Source organism: Niabella sp. (assembly GCF_030150205.1).
In the GTDB taxonomy this organism is placed as follows: Bacteria; Bacteroidota; Bacteroidia; order Chitinophagales; family Chitinophagaceae; genus Niabella.
In genome coordinates this window covers 208,340-224,657 of sequence record NZ_JASLGT010000017.1, presented here as the reverse complement: position 1 = coordinate 224,657, position 16,318 = coordinate 208,340, and the positions used below count along the sequence as shown (strand labels likewise).

Annotated in this window: 13 protein-coding genes and 1 tRNA gene; 9 read left to right on the top strand and 5 right to left on the bottom strand. The window is 45.8% G+C overall.

Features of this window, described 5'->3' with window-relative positions; genetic code table 11:
• Positions 1-250 precede the first annotated feature (250 nt).
• From Q1V85_RS14760 to Q1V85_RS14750, 3 genes are all read left to right on the top strand, one after another.
• Positions 251-1,075 carry an MBL fold metallo-hydrolase gene (locus tag Q1V85_RS14760; protein WP_300601213.1) on the top strand — a complete coding sequence of 275 codons (825 nt, stop codon included), beginning with the start codon at positions 251-253 and terminating at the stop codon, positions 1,073-1,075.
• A gap of 104 nt (positions 1,076-1,179) precedes the next feature.
• On the top strand, positions 1,180-1,896 hold the full coding sequence (locus Q1V85_RS14755; RefSeq protein WP_300601212.1) for a DUF1028 domain-containing protein: 717 nt from the start codon (positions 1,180-1,182) through the stop codon (positions 1,894-1,896).
• A 22-nt stretch (positions 1,897-1,918) separates the two neighbouring features.
• On the top strand, positions 1,919-2,347 hold the full coding sequence (locus tag Q1V85_RS14750) for a hypothetical protein (protein WP_300601211.1): 429 nt from the start codon (positions 1,919-1,921) through the stop codon (positions 2,345-2,347).
• Positions 2,348-2,479: 132 nt separating this feature from the next.
• On the opposite strand, the gene Q1V85_RS14745 is transcribed toward Q1V85_RS14750, so the two are convergent.
• From Q1V85_RS14745 to Q1V85_RS14735, 3 genes are all read right to left on the bottom strand, one after another.
• Positions 2,480-3,013, bottom strand: a complete 534-nt coding sequence (locus tag Q1V85_RS14745; RefSeq protein ID WP_300601209.1) for a hypothetical protein — start codon at positions 3,011-3,013, stop codon at positions 2,480-2,482.
• Between the two features lie 168 nt (positions 3,014-3,181).
• Positions 3,182-3,919 (bottom strand): SDR family oxidoreductase, encoded by a 738-nt coding sequence (locus Q1V85_RS14740; protein ID WP_300601208.1) that lies wholly within the window; start codon positions 3,917-3,919, stop codon positions 3,182-3,184.
• Between the two features lie 67 nt (positions 3,920-3,986).
• Positions 3,987-4,865 (bottom strand): AraC family transcriptional regulator, encoded by an 879-nt coding sequence (locus Q1V85_RS14735; RefSeq protein ID WP_300601206.1) that lies wholly within the window; start codon positions 4,863-4,865, stop codon positions 3,987-3,989.
• 389 nt (positions 4,866-5,254) lie between these two features.
• Here Q1V85_RS14735 and Q1V85_RS14730 point away from each other — a divergent pair.
• Positions 5,255-5,327, top strand: a tRNA-Lys gene (locus tag Q1V85_RS14730).
• A 100-nt stretch (positions 5,328-5,427) separates the two neighbouring features.
• Here Q1V85_RS14730 and Q1V85_RS14725 read toward each other — a convergent pair.
• Positions 5,428-7,887: a glycoside hydrolase family 9 protein gene (locus Q1V85_RS14725; RefSeq protein ID WP_300601205.1), complete on the bottom strand. Its 2,460-nt coding sequence runs from the start codon at positions 7,885-7,887 to the stop codon at positions 5,428-5,430.
• Positions 7,888-7,956: 69 nt separating this feature from the next.
• On the opposite strand from Q1V85_RS14725, the gene Q1V85_RS14720 reads away from it, so the two are divergent.
• The gene (locus tag Q1V85_RS14720) at positions 7,957-8,766 is read left to right on the top strand and encodes an SDR family oxidoreductase (RefSeq protein WP_300601204.1); all 810 of its coding nucleotides are present in this window, start codon (positions 7,957-7,959) and stop codon (positions 8,764-8,766) included.
• A 64-nt stretch (positions 8,767-8,830) separates the two neighbouring features.
• The gene (locus Q1V85_RS14715; RefSeq protein ID WP_300601203.1) at positions 8,831-9,658 is read left to right on the top strand and encodes an SAM-dependent chlorinase/fluorinase; all 828 of its coding nucleotides are present in this window, start codon (positions 8,831-8,833) and stop codon (positions 9,656-9,658) included.
• 242 nt (positions 9,659-9,900) lie between these two features.
• Here the strand turns inward: Q1V85_RS14715 and Q1V85_RS14710 are convergent, their stop codons facing one another.
• Entirely contained in the window at positions 9,901-10,284 is a 384-nt protein-coding gene (locus tag Q1V85_RS14710; protein WP_300601202.1) for an SET domain-containing protein, read from the bottom strand.
• 207 nt (positions 10,285-10,491) lie between these two features.
• Here Q1V85_RS14710 and mgtE point away from each other — a divergent pair, with 207 nt between their 5' ends.
• The 3 genes from mgtE to Q1V85_RS14695 all read left to right on the top strand — a co-directional run bounded on the left by mgtE (position 10,492) and on the right by Q1V85_RS14695 (position 16,181).
• Positions 10,492-11,886, top strand: coding sequence for a magnesium transporter (mgtE, locus tag Q1V85_RS14705; protein ID WP_300601201.1), 1,395 nt, complete (start codon positions 10,492-10,494; stop codon positions 11,884-11,886).
• A gap of 80 nt (positions 11,887-11,966) precedes the next feature.
• Positions 11,967-13,805, top strand: a complete 1,839-nt coding sequence (gene glmS / locus Q1V85_RS14700) for a glutamine--fructose-6-phosphate transaminase (isomerizing) (RefSeq protein WP_300601200.1) — start codon at positions 11,967-11,969, stop codon at positions 13,803-13,805.
• Between the two features lie 171 nt (positions 13,806-13,976).
• On the top strand, positions 13,977-16,181 hold the full coding sequence (locus Q1V85_RS14695) for a DUF4954 family protein (RefSeq protein ID WP_300601199.1): 2,205 nt from the start codon (positions 13,977-13,979) through the stop codon (positions 16,179-16,181).
• Positions 16,182-16,318 lie beyond the last annotated feature (137 nt).

The window sequence follows — 16,318 nt, the reverse complement described above, 5'->3', positions numbered from 1 at the left end:
AGACCGGCTTTTAATTTCCCATACCAGGGACAGGATATCCGTTACCGATGAAAAGTCCTCCCCTTTTTTTATTCAAACCCATGAAATTAAAAAGCATGCATTCTGCTGACCGATAAACAACCCGGTCTGGGCGTATATATCAAAAAAATAGTTTATCATTTCCTCCATCGATATCAGCAACATCTGCGGGCTGAATATTTATTGGTGTATAACCCTGGATCTGTTTAGTTAAAAAGAAGTATTTTGCGGCATGACCAGCCTTTATCTTACCGCTCTTAATTCCGGCAGTAATGGAAATTGTTACTATATCGGTAACGATGAGGAGGCCGTGTTGATCGATGCCGGCCTATCCTGCCGGGAAACGGAGAAACGGATGCTCCGGCTGGGGCTGACCCTAAAAAAAGTAAAAGCCATCTTTATCTCTCACGAACATACCGACCATATCCGGGGCCTCGAAGTACTTTCCCGGAAACATCAGCTTCCGGTATACATCTCTTCCGGAACGCTCCGGTATTCGGGCCTGGAACTGGACCCTGGCCTTGTACGTCCTTTAGCAGCGGGAGTACCGGTATCCATTGGCGCTTTATCGGTCAATGCATTTCAAAAACAGCATGATGCTGCAGATCCGCATAGTTTTACGGTGGAGGATGGCCATACCTGCATCGGTATTTTTACCGATATCGGGAAGGTTTGCGAAAACCTGAGTGCGCACTTCAGGAAATGCCATGCCGCTTTCCTTGAAGCCAATTATGATGAAGCCTTGCTTGAGCAGGGCCGGTACCCTTACCATCTGAAAAAAAGGATCCGCGGCGGCCAGGGGCATTTGTCCAACAAAGAAGCGCTCGACCTTTTTTTGTCCTGCAGACCCGCATATATGAGCCACCTGTTCCTCTCTCATCTTTCTGCCGACAATAACGATCCGGAGCTGGTCCGCGATCTTTTTACCGGACAAGCTGCCACCACACATATCATTATTGCATCACGGTATGAAGAAACACCGGTATATACGGTTTCCGGAAAGAACGCAGGTGCTCCCGGCACTCCGCTAACCCTGGGACAACTGAGCCTGTTTTGAGATCATGCTGAATGAGCCTTAATGCCGTCATTCATCAAAATGACCTCGAACAAATCCTGAGGTGTCCGTTTTTTTGATATATTCAATTTCCAAAAAATCTATTCATGAAAGCGCGTATAGCATTATCCGTTTTTCTGACCATTTTACTATTGGGCAGTATACCGGCCTCCGCTACCTGGTCCATTATCATTGTTGATTCAAAAACAAAAGAAATTGGCATTGCCGGAGCTTCGTGTACACCCAGTGTATACGGAATCGGTGCCATTATTCCCGGTAAAGGGGCCATAATAGTACAGGCGATGAGCAACAAAATCGCACAGATGACAGGCATACAAATGATCATGAACGGCCGGTCGCCAAAGGAAATCATTGACTCATTGCGGAACGAATGGTTTGATCCGGAAAATCAGCAGTACAGCGTCGTATGTCTTTATAAAACTGCAGCGGTCAAAACGTATACCGGAAAAAATGTGCCGGCCTTCAGTGGTGTCATGACGGGCAAAGGGATATCGGTGCAGGGGAACACACTCAGCGATACATCGGAGATCCGGAAAATTATGGAAGCAGTCCTCAAGGCACAAAAACAATCCTTACCCATCGGTGAACAATTAATGGCCGCATTGGAAGCGGGAAGCCTATCCGGCGGAGACCGGCGCTGCGGAAAGCAGCGGGCCAGCAGCGCATTTATCACCATATCCAAAGCGACGGATGACATCAAAAAACCATCACTGAATTTAATTGTAAGCAACCTGCCCATCGGCGGTCCCAATGCAGTAGCTGAATTACGAAAGAAATACAATCAAACAGCGGTAAAAAAATAGCAGAAAACGGCACTGGTAAGAAATGAAAAAAATGATACTTAGGCTTTGGCTGGTCAATCTTATAATAAGTATTGCACTATATGTTTCCTATAGAATGGTTATCGCCGGAATAAAGCCAATGGATACAACCCTGCTGGAAAAGATTTTGTATATTATCGATGTATTGCTTAACCTTGGCTTTTCCATTATATATTTTGCTATGATGGTTTTGGGGTCCTTAACGTTTTTTCTAAATCGGATAGAAAAAATCAAAAACAATCCCCTGTTGTCTTTTTTGACATTTTCAGGAATACCGTTCGTTTGCGTTATTTTTTTAGCTGCTGATGTTTCGATGAATATCTGCCAATACAACGAAAGCCCTCTAAAAACACCGTTAGTTTTTTCAATAATCTATTTATTATGTACGGTTACAGAATTTTTAATGTTCAGAAAAAAAGTAAAAAACAGTTGAAGCCGCGGCGAAAAACAGGCTCACAAATGCGCACCCGTTTTTCGTTGTAATCCGTTTAAGCCAAGCGGAATACATTTACTCCCATTATAAAGCCACAACGATTGTTTGGGTGTTGCATGCCGTCTCCGGCAATTATTTCGTCCGGACCACGGTCTGGTAGTCATGGTAAACCCAGTCCACTACACCGGCCGACGGAGGGTCATAACTAATAAGGGCATTCTGCCCCACGATTACGTTTCGTGTTTGGTTATCTACTGGTGATATCCGGATATAAGCACGGCTGCTAAGCGTGCAGGAGCCTATTTTGTTACTCAGCAGTTCAAACGTATCCGGTGTCAGCGGCTTCACGGCAACCGTATCCTGGCCACAGGTTCCTCCATCGTTATTGATCATCACAACGAATGCACTGGAAACCGTCCCCCCTTCTTCCTTTGAAAACAGTTGCACCAGGCCATATCCTTTTCCAAAAGGCTTATCAGCCGTTTCATTACCACCGCCCAGGGGATGCATACCATACGCTCGGGTATAGCTGACGGGCTTATATTCAGCTACCAGGTGAACCGTTACCCCCGAAGCGGCAGTTGGCGCTTTTTCTTCAATCGCGCCATCCCTTTTACAAGAAAAAAATAATGTAGTCGTTGCAGCAATGATCAGTAGTCGTTTCATAATAGTTTGTTATTGATTGCAGATATTTTTCGAAAATAAGTCATTTTTATCATTTTAAACGTAAATCCATGAAGAAACGCAACAATGGATTACAAAAAACGGCCGGTAAGGGCAACTTTTTTCTACGATCTTGCTGATGTAGAAACCGAAGGTCTGAGGCCGTTAATGTCACCAGGGAATTACTCCCGTCTCCGGGTTATTTTCTTCACTAAAAAATCCCCCCGTAGGTCCGTCTTTGTCAATCAAAGCATACTTTAGAATTCGTTTTCCGGCATCTTCAACACTTCCCGGACCACGATGGCCGTTGAAATCCGTCTTTGTATATCCGGGGCAAACGGCATTTATTTTGAAGTTGCTCTCTTTCAGTTCGTAAGCCAAAACAACCGTGTACATATTCAAGGCTGATTTTGAAGAAAGATAAACAACCCCTTTATAGTCATAATATTTATATGAAGGGTCGCTGTGTAATGTAATAGAGCCCTGACTCGAACTCACATTCACAATACGAGGTTCCGGTGATTTTTTTAATAAATCTATAAATGCCTGTGTCACTCTAACAACACCATAAATATTGGCATCGTATGCCGCCTTGAACTGGTCGATGGTTGCATCAAGAGCTGTCTGCGGATAGCCCCCATAGATACCTGCATTGTTGATGAGTATGTCCAGCATCGTTGTTTTTTTACCAATTGCCACACGGGCATTTTCTATAGATGTATCATTTGTAATGTCAAGCCCGATGACTTCTACATTATTTAACCCCTCCGTTCTTAATTTATGAACGGCCTCTGACCCGTTTTCTACATCCCGGCTGCCCAGATAAACATAAATTCCTTTTTGAGCAAGTTGCCGTGCAACTTCAAAACCAATGCTTTTGTTAGCCCCTGTTACTAATGCTGTTTTCATTTTTTCGTTTTAAAATTTATAACGTAAAAGTAGAGCGCTAAAAAAAAGAGCAGATGGACAAATCCATTTATTCCCTTGACAAATCTTGCTGCGCTTCCAGAAACTCACTGATACTTTTCCCGATACATTTTTTAAAAACCCTTGAAAAATAATCGGGGTCATTAAACCCTAATTCATACGCTAATTCTTTTACGGAAGGGGTAGCATAACGTAATTTCCGCTGCGCTTCGATCATTAAACGATTGGTAAAAAAATCCTTAGGCGAAACTCCGGAATACTCTTTTACAATCCGGTATAAACTGTTTGTGGTTAACGCCAGGTGTTCCGCAATGGTATTAATGGAAGGCTGCTCCGTAAGATGAGTTTCCACCGCCAATTTAAACGCAATAAATTTTGAAAGATTCGTGTTCAAAATACCGGGTGGCTGGTTATTTTTGAAATAGGCGCTGTTCAATTCAACTAACAGTGCGTTTAAATAAGCCAATATTATTTCGGTGTCCGTTGGATATTTATCAATATAAAGTATTTGGTTTAAAATTTCAAACCCCTTTTTTACCCTTTGTCTTGCAGTGTTGTCAAAAATTATTGTTTGTGCGTTTAAAGGGTTCACTAAAAAAGGAAATTGCTGTGGCAGCAATGCCAATGTATTTTCATCAAATAACACCTTGAAGTATTTAAGATTATCCGCTTTATGGGGTGGCGTAAAAACCTGGTTAGGCATCGCGAAAAGCAATTGTCCGTCTGTAAGCGTAATTTCCTGCAGGTCTAGGTTGTAGGTAATGGCGCCGCTTTCAATGAATACGATGAAATACGAAATCAGTTTACGTGGCTGAAGAACTTTTTCCTGAATATCCGCAGCGGGATAAGGGTTTTCATTTGAGTTGACTTTTATATAGTCCGTCCTTTCTGCAATGCGCTGGGAATTGATCGGCTGTTGCTCGTCCATCGCTATAAATTTATATGGCAAATATCAAAATTATATCAGCATGATAAAGTTAAAAGGGCTTTCGAATGATAGCCCGGTCTATTGAAATCCACCGTAAATGTATCCATAATTATTTTGATACCAGAAGTACCCATGCTGCAGCAGGATCTTTAATGTCAAAATAAAACGTTCAGAGCCGCGGCAAGAGGTGTAAGAGATATCATCATAATTTGTTTTTGTTTAGAAGCTGTTTGGCGAAGTGCAGATGTATTGAAAATTAGCTGGTAAGTATACAGGCGCTTATATGATCCCTGATAAAAAAAATGAAAAATATTTTAAGAATTCCGTGTTTTTTTTTGGAGCAATAAATTGATTCCCTTATTTTTGCACTCCCAAACGGGAACGCAGTTGATTCCGTAGCTCAGTTGGTAGAGCAATACACTTTTAATGTATGGGCCCTGGGTTCGAGTCCCAGCGGGATCACAAAGAAAAAAGTTGTCTTCACAGACAGCTTTTTTCTTTTATATAATGGCCAACATGCGTTCCTTTAAATACTTACAGTACATCGTCAAACGCTTTCTATTTAAGGCAATCGTTCCAACCGGTAGCCCCGGGCGCGCAAAAAACGGATGATGGTTTCCAGCTGGTGATAAAACTTGTCCGTTCGCCGTTCATCCGTGCCATAATGAATCAGCAGGAAATTGCCAGACAATCCTTTCTCTGATTCCAGTTTTTTTAATTGGGCCAGCAACTGTGCACTGCTTTTATAATTGGGCAGTTCCGGCCAGGTATAATCCGCATTGGTACCCGTGCCGGGTGTAAAATTGATAACCGTCAATCCCTGCTCTCTTGCCCAGGCTACAATATCTTTATTATACCATTCATAAGGCGGAAGAAACCAACGGCCTTTGGGAATCCCCATTTCATGAAGTGTTTGGTATGCATTATTCAGATCGGCCACAAACTGCTCCTTTGTAACCAGCAAGGAATCCCGCTTTTTCCAGTCATTATATAATAAGTGCTTATCGGAATGGGACGCAATATAGTGGCCCTCGTTTTTCAACTGTACCACCAGGGGCCTAAATTCCGGATTGCGCAAAAAATCGCCCGTAAAAAAGAAACTGGCTTTTACACCCTGCTTTTTTAATACCTGCTGAATATAGGCACCACCCTCTCCTTTGTCGTGCGCCGAAAAAATAAGGTATACCGTCTTGCCGGGCATCCCGGTCACCGCGCCTTCTGTATCCTTGCGCAGCCCAACGGTATCCGAAGCCGCAGCCTGCATCTTTGAGAAATAATAACTCAGGCTGGCAGTACCGTCCATGGTGGGCTCGTTACTGGAATAATCGCCATAATCATCGTGGTAAATAACCAGGGGCGACTGAAAGGCGGCGAATGTATCCGGCTTATACAATTTGATCCCGATCAACTTATCCCAGATACTTCCATAAATAGGTCCGTCTACCAATCCCCCCGAAATCTTATACCCTTTCAAATGCGTAAATGCCGAATGCGGATCTTTAGGAGCTACGCCCGCTTCCGGCAGATCACAGATCATGCTGGTACCCCAGGGATTACATCCCAGCAGCCAGTCGCGCAGCGCCGCTTCCAGCTCGTCATACTGATGATCGCCGCTGGCCTCTTTATACAAACTGATCTGTGTTAATATGGCTACCGTAAGATTGTTCGAACACCATATAAAGGGCACGCCCATCAAAAACGGGTTTCCGGCGCCGCGTTTTTTCACCCGGTCGATGCCTTCCTTCATAAAGGAAAGATATTCGTTCCGGTTATTGCTGTGCCCGGAGCCCAGGTAATGTCCCAGGTTTAAAAAAGGGTACCACTGGTAATGACGGGCAGTATCGGCCCCCATCCAGGGTGTTACGGGTTCCTGCCGGGCAAAACCGATCGCCTCCTGCAGGTATTGTTCCTTTTTATCTACTTCGTACAGGGACAGGGCGGCCAGTTCCATATCGTCTACATAATTATCCTCTTCATAAAAATACGGTGCGCCAAAAGGAATGGTTTGGTTATTTCCCGGGTATTTTTTTCCGAATGCGTAGGCATCCCGGGCTTTCGCCGTTAGCGTGGCCGCAAACGCCGGGTCATATTGCTGCAGGATCCGGGCACCCAGCGCAAAAGCTGAGGCAAATTTGCCGGCACTGGAAGCCACTCCCTTCGTGCGGTTCTGGTATTTGGGGCCCTGTGGTTTGCCGGATATAAAATACACCGGCCGGCTCAGCCCCATATGAGCAGCATATTTTACCGTATCCTGGTTGGGCAGCCGCATACCGCGGTGATCCCGGTCATCCGCAATCTGGTTATAATATTCTTCCTTTCCGGGGTTCATCTTTACCATCCATTCCAATCCCCAGCGGGCCTCATCCAGGATATCCGGCACCCCGTTACTGCCTCTTTTTCCACTGGCATCATACCGGTCTTCAAAACTCCCGGGATTTTTCATGTACGCAAACAGCATCTGGTAAGTGGCATTGGCCGATGTGGGCAGGTATTGCAGGTAATCCGATGCATCATGCCACCCGCCTGCTACATCTAAACGGGTAGAATCTTTACGGGGATCCTTATGGTACACGATAAACCCATCCTCCGTATGACAGCTGTCGTTTAAAAACGGGTTGTATTTAGAGCGTTGCTGCCGCATATAGTTCAGGATAAAATCCGCAGTGCCGTCATAAACCCGGTTGTTTACCTGGAATACCGGGGAAATGGCATCCCCCGCCTTTATATAATAAATCCCCGGTTTTTGAAAAGCCGTAAAATGTAACCGGAACCCGCTTTTGAATGCCGCATAGGCGGGGAAGGCCTGTACCTGGTCACCGCTGAACACCACCTTGTTTGTAGCAGCATCCACGAGGGAGAACCGTTTGCAGGCGATGACATTTTTAGACACCAGCACGGCCACCTTCACATCCTTTTCCGTATAGCCCAATTGATTGATCCGTACCCAGGACTGACCATGCCCCGTAATAAAGAATGCTCCCAAAACGATCACAAGCAGTATTTTCTTAAGCAACAGTACCATATACACGGTATTAAAAGTTATTTTTTAATATTTTATAAGTAGGTTTGTTGAAATTTTTTCATTAGCCGCATGAACGAGTATTACAAAGATAAGGTGGTCGTGGTTACGGGAGGAACAGACGGGATCGGTCGTGCCCTGGTAGATACCCTGCTGGGGTTTGGTGCAAAGGTAGCCACCTGCGGGCGCAATCATGATAAACTCTATGCCCTGCAGGCCGCACATCCTTCTTCCTTTTTACATACCCTGGTTGCGGATGTAAGCTCGGAAGCCGACTGTCAGCGCTTTATCGAATCGACTATAGAAGTTTTTGGCGGTATCGATGTGCTCATCAACAACGCCGGTATCAGCATGCGTGGACTTTTTAAGGACCTGGATGTGGCGGTTATTAAAAAACTGATGGACATCAATTTTTACGGGGCCGTATATTGTACCAAGCTGGCCCTGCCCTGGCTCATCAAAAACAAGGGAGCCATCGTTGGCATTTCTTCCATTGCCGGTTACCGCGGGCTTCCGGGGAGAACCGGTTATTCTTCCAGCAAGTTTGCCTTACAGGGTTTTCTCGAATGCCTGATGACGGAACTGCGCGACGACCAGGTGCACGTGATGTGGGTGAGCCCCGGCTTTACCGCTTCCAGCATCCGCGACAATGCGCTTAATGATAAGGGACACAAACAAAAAGAAAATCCCATGGATGAAGGGAAGATGATGACCGCCGAAGAAGTGTCCCTGCGTATATTGAAAGCTATCCGGAATAAGAAACGCACCATCGTAATGACCACAACCGGAAAAGAAACCGTTTTCCTGAATAAATTTTTTCCTTCACTCGCCGATAAACTGGTTCATAAATTTTACTTTAAAAACAAAGAGTTGATAAAGTAGTAAATGCTCATTTACTTTGCAGGATATACCCTAACAAAAAATACGTGAATCTACTGAACAGGAAATGAATTTTGTAACATTAACATCTGATATCGGGTACCAGGATTATTTAGTGGGAGCCATTAAGGCTCAATTGTTACAAGTAAATGCAGACCTTCAGCTGGTAGATATATCGCATAATATTACCCCCTTCAATTTCCCCCAGGCCTCCTACGTGTGCCGTGGCGCCTTTAAGAACTTTCCCGAATTTACGTTTCACCTGATCCTGGTCAATCTTTTTGGTACCCGGCCCGAAAACCTGCTGGTGGCCTTTCATAAAAACCAATACATCATTTGTGCCGACAATGGGTTACTGAGCATGATCCTTGAGGAAAAACCCGATATCATTATTGGGATTCCGCTGAGCCGGAGCGCTATAAAAAATACCCTGTATGTAACGGAAGTGATGGCCAAAACTGTAGAGCGGCTGGTAAATGGGGAATCCATACAGAAAATCGGCGTACCCGATTTCAATTTCCGGGAAAAGAACCCGCTGCAACCGCTGGTTGACAGTAACTATATTGAAGGACAGATCATTTTTATCGACAATTTTGAAAATGTGATTGTCAATATCACCCGCGAACAATTTGAAGAGCAGCGCAATAACCGTGGCTTTAAGATCGTATTTAAACGGGATGAGGTCATTGACCGGATCAGCGAATCTTATGCCGATGTGCGGGAAGGAGATAAACTTGCGCTCTTTAATAGTGCCGGCTACCTCGAAATTGCCATCAATAAAGGCAATGCTGCAGGGTTGTTCGGATTAAAAGGCTTTTCAGACAAGGCCAGCCAATCTTCCAATATCATGCAAAACCAGCTGCTGTATCAAACAGTGCGGATTTATTTTGAATAACGTTCGGCTTTCAGCCCTCAGCGATAAGGGTTTTCAGTCATCAGTTTTCAGTTTTCAGCTATCAGAATGTACTGTCTTTGAGGGTAAATTGGTTCTTGTTATTTGATTTTTGTATTTTTAAAACTAACAAACGGAGCCAGATTTTGCACTTTAGGAGTTAGTGCTCAGTTTTAGTTCTTAGTCTTCAGTTATCAGTTTTCAGTATGATCAAGCATGAAACGTAACTCAACCTGAAACAAAACCTATCGCGCGTCAAACCAAACCGGCTTCTGTTCATCCCAGCTGCCTCCGTAATTGATAAATAGCTCCTCCCCGGCTTCAATGTTCCTTACGGTTTTTATCTGTATAGAATCGGTGGTATAATCCATTTCATAGTCGCAATTGGCCGTGTAAGAATGATTGTAAACAGCTACCCATCCCAGGGCCATGGCACATTGAGCCGCATCTGCCCCCCATTCAAAAATATAATCGTGCAACAGGGTTTGATCCAGCAGCAACCGCTCCCGCTGCGACATTACGATAACGGGGGCTACTTCGATCACCGATCCGGCTGTAATCGCCACACTGGTGAATACGCCCCTGCCCATTTTCTCTGTATCCGCGATATATAAACCTGGTGCGATCACGCCAATTGTCATTTAAAACAAGATCCGGTATTTAATACAAACTTAACCCTTCCATACCCGGATCCTTAACCCGCAAAGTACGCAAACTTTAAAGATTTCAGGGATAAAATCCATTCAGTGGGCCGGCGTTCAAAAGCCGGCGGACCGTCAAAATTTTTCCGCAGACCTGTTGAAACGGGAATGGAAAATTTTATGTACGTTTGACGCATGTCTTTTGAAGAAGAAGATAAAACACTGGTAGAAATATTTAAAGAGATCATCCTTACGGAGGATAAACTGGAGATCAAAAAATTTTTAGATGCCCAGAATATTACCGACGTGGTTGACCTGATCTACGAAATGCCGGAGTACGACAGCCAGATCGTGGCAAATATGTCGATACACCGCGCAGCCAGCGTTTTTAAATTGCTGGAAACGGCTAATCAAAAAGACATCATTCACAAACTTCCGCCCAGCAAAGCAGCCGAACTGCTCAATGATCTGCCAGCGGATGACCGTACCGACTTCCTGGAAGAACTGCCCTCCAACGCTGTACGGGAACTGATCAAACTACTGGATCCGGAAGAGCGTAAAATTACGCTGTCCCTGCTGGGCTACCCCGAAAACAGTATCGGGCGTTTGATGAACCCGGACTATGTATATGTATATGCGTATAACACCGTAACAGAGGTATTTGATACCATCCGGAAGTATGGAAAAAACAGCGAAGCCATCAACGTGATCTATGTGATCAATCATAAAGGCGAGCTGCAGGATGATATCCGGATCGGTGAGTTTATATTAAGTTCTCCGGATACGCTGGTTTCTGACCTGATGGATGAGCGCCGGGTCATTTCGCTCAATGCCTACGACGACCAGGAAACGGCCAGCGAGGTATTTAAGATGAACAACCGGATCGCCCTGCCGGTTGTAAGCCAGAGCAATAAGCTGCTGGGGATCGTAACCATCGACGACATATTATGGGTAGCAACCGAAGAGTATAGCGAAGACATGCAGAAAATGGGGGGTACGCAGGCATTCGAAGAACCCTACCTGGATATCGCCATTTTTAAATTGTACAAAAAAAGAGTAGGCTGGCTCATTATTCTTTTCCTCAGCGAAATGCTAACGGCTACCGCCATGCAGTTTTTTGAGGTAGAGATTGAAAAGGCTACCCTGCTGGCGCTTTTTGTTCCGCTTATCATGAGCAGCGGCGGTAACAGCGGCTCCCAGGCCTCCACGCTTATTATCCAGGCCATGACCCTGGGCGAAGTAACCATTGCCGACTGGTGGCGCGTGATGCGGCGTGAACTATTTTCCGGCGTTATGCTGGGTCTTACCCTGGGCACCATCGGGTTGCTCCGCATTATGATGTGGCAGCAGCTGCACCTGTATGATTACGGCCCGCACTGGCTGCTGGTAGGTATCACCATTTTCTTTACGCTCACCGGCATCGTTTTATGGGGAAGCCTTATCGGTTCCATGCTGCCCATTGCTTTAAAACGGCTAAAACTCGATCCGGCCACCTCCTCTGCCCCCTTTGTAGCAACCCTTGTTGATGTAACCGGTATCATTATTTACTTCTCCGTAGCCTATATGGTTTTAAAGGGCACCCTTCTTTAAACATATTTTAATACTTGTGCGCAAACGATTGCACAAAACTTTATGTATCTTCGTTTTCTTTAGTAAAAACACGAAACATCATGTGCGGAATTGTTGGTTATACCGGTACCCGGGATGCGTACCCTGTTATAGTTAAAGGATTAAAACGATTAGAATACCGGGGTTATGATAGTGCGGGCGTTGCACTTCTTGATAAGGATCAGCTTAAAATTTATAAGAAGAAAGGAAAGGTGGCCGATATGGAAGAAGCTATCGGAACCAAAAATGTGGAAGGCACTACCGGCATCGGGCATACCCGCTGGGCCACGCATGGAGAGCCCAGCGATAAAAATGCACATCCGCATGTTTCCAAAAGCGGCGACATTGCCATGATCCACAACGGCATCATTGAAAATTATGCCCAGCTGAAAAATGAGTTGCTGAAAAAAGGCTACGAATTTTCCAGTGACACGGATACAGAGGTGTTGCTCAATTTTATTGATGAGATCCGGAAACAGAATCACTGTTCCCTCGAGGAAGCCGTGCGCATTGCATTGAAACGGGTTACGGGAGCCTACGTGATCCTGCTGATCGAAACGGCCAACCCGGATACCATCATTGCAGCCCGCAAAGGCAGTCCGCTGGTGATTGGCGTTGGACAAAATGAACATTTCCTGGGCTCCGACGCTTCCCCCATGCTGGAGTATACCAAGGAGGTGGTTTACATCAACGATTACGAACTGGCCATTGTACGTCCGGACCAGCTGATCCTTAAAAACCTGGGCAACGAACGCATTACGCCCTATGTACAGAAACTGGACCTGGAGCTGGCCGCCATTGAAAAGGGAGGCTTTGATCATTTTATGTTAAAAGAGATCTTCGAGCAGCCCCAAACTATTTTTGATTGCATGCGCGGACGGCTCAATTCCTCCAGCGGAACCATAACCATGGCCGGCATTCAGCAATATGCCGAGCAGATCATCAATGCCAACCGTATTATCATCATTGCCTGCGGCACCAGCTGGCATGCAGGGCTGGTGGCAGAATATATCTTTGAAGAGCTTTGCCGCATCAATGTAGAAGTAGAATACGCATCGGAGTTCCGGTACCGCAACCCCATCATTAATAAAGGCGACGTGATCCTCGCCGTAAGCCAGAGTGGCGAAACCGCAGACACGCTGGTAGCCATTGAAAAGGCAAAAGAAAAGGGCGCCATCATCCTCGGGGTGGTCAATGTGGTGGGTTCTTCCATTGCAAGGATCAGTCATGGCGGGGCGTATACCCATGCCGGCCCGGAGATCGGTGTAGCATCTACCAAGGCCTTTACGGCACAACTGGTGGTATTAACCCTCATCGCCCTGAAGATCGCCTATATCAAGGGCAGCATTGATGAAAACCGCTATAAGAAACTATTGCTGGAACTGGATGCCATCCCCGAAAAAGTAGCCTGGATCCTGAATCATCACGAGCAGATAAAAACCATCGCTCAAAAATATAAAGACGCGCATGATTTCCTTTACCTGGGCCGGGGATACAATTTTCCCGTTGCCCTGGAGGGCGCGCTGAAACTAAAAGAGATCTCTTATATCCATGCGGAAGGATATCCTGCCGCCGAAATGAAGCATGGGCCCATTGCATTGGTTGATGAGCAGTTGCCCGTTGTTTTTATTGCCAGCAGGGATGCATTTCATGAAAAGATCATCAGTAATATGCAGGAGATCAAAGCCCGCAAAGGAAAAGTGATCGGCATTATTACTGAAGGTGATGAAACCAGTAAGGCGCTTTGTGATGATTACATCAGCATTCCGGAAGCCGATGAAATCGTTGCGCCCATGCTGGCCGTTGTACCCCTTCAGCTGCTCTCCTATTATATCGGTGTGGCAAAAGGATGCAATGTAGATCAGCCAAGGAACCTGGCGAAAAGCGTTACCGTTGAATAAGCTTCCTTTCAGATTTAATGTTCCAGGTTCCGTAAATAATGTGTTTGTTTAAGAAACATTAGGAATATGAGAATGTGGGAATGTGAGAATGTGAAAATGAAAGGACCTTGCGGTTTCAGGCCCCATCGATCATCTATATCGGACTATATCCTCTAATATCTAAATACATCAATGAACCAGATCAAAAAACATCCGGTAGAAAACCTGGGCTATAACTTTATTCCGCAGGAATTTTTACCGGAGGGCAAGGATGAATTTTATATCCGCTTTCAGCAGAACCCTTCTACGGACTACCGGCCACTTACCCGGCAGGAGATCGCCATTCTGAAATCCAATGGCAACCGGTCCGATAACTGGTCACAGGTACTGGTTCGGGACGGGATCGATATCCTGCTCATTGAAGAATGTACCTTCTTCGGACTGGTGCGGATCGGTAAACTGGAACCCTATTTCCTTGAGTTCAGCCAGCTGCGTACACCGGTAGGTCTCTATCGCAACCTGATTGTGAGTTGCGATATCGGCAATAATGTGGCCATTAATAATGTGCGGATGCTGAGTCATTATATTATTGAAGACGAGGCCATCCTCATCAATGTTAATGAAATGTCCTGTACCTCGCACAGCAAATTCGGCAATGGCATAGTAAAAGATGGAGAAGCAGAGGACGTGCGGATCTGGCTGGAGATCTGTAATGAAAACGCCGGCCGGAAAGTGATCCCTTTTGATGGCATGCTGCCCGGGGATGCCTGGCTTTGGTCGAAGTACCGGGCAAATGAACGGTTACAAAATGCCTTAAAAGCATTTACCGATCAGAAATTTGGTACATACAGAGGTACTTACGGAACGGTTGGTAAACGAACCGTGATCAAGAACACCCACATTGTAAAAGACGTAAAAATCGGCAGCGACGCCTATATCAAGGGCGCCAACAAATTAAAGAACCTTACCATCAACTCCAATGAAACGGCCAAGTCACAGATCGGTGAAGGCTGCGAAATGGTGAATGGTATTATGGGTGCGGGCAGCCGTGCGTTTTATGGAGTAAAAGCGGTGCGCTTTATCCTGGCGCCTTTTTCCCAGCTCAAATATGGTGCCCGGTTAATTAACTCCTACCTGGGCGAAAACGCTACCATATCCTGTTGCGAGGTATTAAATACCCTGTTGTTTCCGGCTCATGAGCAACACCACAATAACTCCTTCTTATGTGCTTCACTGGTAATGGGACAAAGCAATATTGCCGCAGGTGCCACTATTGGCTCCAATCATAATTCAAGGGCAGCAGATGGTGAGCTACAGGCTGGACGCGGCTTCTGGCCGGGGCTTTGTGTAAGCCTCAAACACAATTCAAAATTTGCATCCTTTACCATGATCGCCAAGGGCGACTACCCGGCAGAATTGAACATTCCCCTGCCCTTTAGCCTGGTGAGCAACGAGGTGCATAAGGACCGGCTGCTGGTAATGCCCGGCTACTGGTTCATGTATAATATGTATGCGATCCTTCGCAATGAACGGAAATTTGCCGACCGGGATAAACGCCAGGAAAAGGCGCAGTTACTGGAATATGATTTCCTGGCACCGGATACCGTCAACGAAATCTTTGTAGCGCTTCAATTATTATGTCGCTTTACCGGACAGGCATTTTATCAAAAGCACCAGATGACCGGCAGCAGCGCGGAACATGAACAGAAGGGAAAAGCATTACTCGACCAGCATGCTCCCGTGGTAGATCAGCTGGAAGTATATGCCTCCGGCTTTGAAAACGCGCACCGCCCGGTATTGTTGCTGAAAGTACAGGAGGGATATGCCATTTATAAAAAGATGATTGCCTATTACGGCGCGTCGCTTCTTGTTAAGCATCTTGAACAGGCTCCGGACAAAAGCCTGCCTGCCATCCGGAAACTTTTTGCGGATGCAGCAGAACGGGCCACCTGGTTAAATGCCGGCGGTCAGCTGATTCCTGAAGCAGATATCCATAACCTGATTGGAAATATCGAAAACGGGAAGCTGGAAAACGGATGGCCGGCCATTCATGCATTTTACAAAGAACAGGCCGACCTTTACCCCGAACGTAAACTGCGGCATGCCCTGCAGGCATTGATGGAGATCCGGGGTTTTACAGCCGATACCATTGATTTCTTCCTGATCCGAGACCTGCTCACCCTGGCTGCAGACACTAAACAATGGATCGCGCAGTCTGTTTATGCGTCAAAGGCCAAGGACTATGAAAACCCATTCCGGAAAATGGTTTACGCATCAACAGCAGAAATGGAAGCCGTTGTAGGAGCGCTCAAAGACAACCCGTTTATTCATGAACAGCTGCAGGAAGCAGCCCAATTTAAAAATACCGTGGAACAATTGATCAATGATATTGCATAAGGGAGGCTTAGGACGACGGGCAGACCTGGGGACAATGTGATGTTGATGCAAGGCCTCGCCACCCATAGCGGCTCCATAGTCGCCGGCGAAATATCGATGGAAAAATTACGAGACCGGGCTTCTTTTTACAGCTCAGG